At 66.5% G+C, this 275-nt stretch carries 1 protein-coding gene; it reads right to left on the reverse strand.

Translation table 11 applies throughout. The annotated features are described in order from the left end of the window. Window positions 1-275: hypothetical protein (locus tag SB773_RS31550; protein ID WP_410594252.1), on the reverse strand; the 275-nt coding region annotated here is incomplete at both ends.

Consider the following 275-nt stretch of genomic DNA (forward strand, 5'->3'; position numbering starts at 1 on the left):
GTCGCGGTCTGAGAACCCAGGTCGACATCGATCTTGCGAACGAGGTTGACGGATTCGAACGGGGTCTCGGTGACCGCGATGGGGAAGACTCCCTCGCCGGCTTCCAGCTTCGCCACCACCTCGGACGCGAGGTTCGAGGTGTCGCCGATCGCGCGGCCGTTCACGCCCTCGTCCTCGGTGCGCAGGATCTTGCCCGCCGAGTCGACGATGTTCGTCGCATTGACCGGGGCCCGGTCGACGGAAGCGGGAAGCGAGTCGATCGTCGCCTGGATCGC

Origin of the sequence: Bacillus sp. SIMBA_074, assembly GCF_046534555.1 — a bacterium.
GTDB classification, from domain to species: Bacteria; Bacillota; Bacilli; order Bacillales; family Bacillaceae_G; genus Bacillus_A; species Bacillus_A mycoides.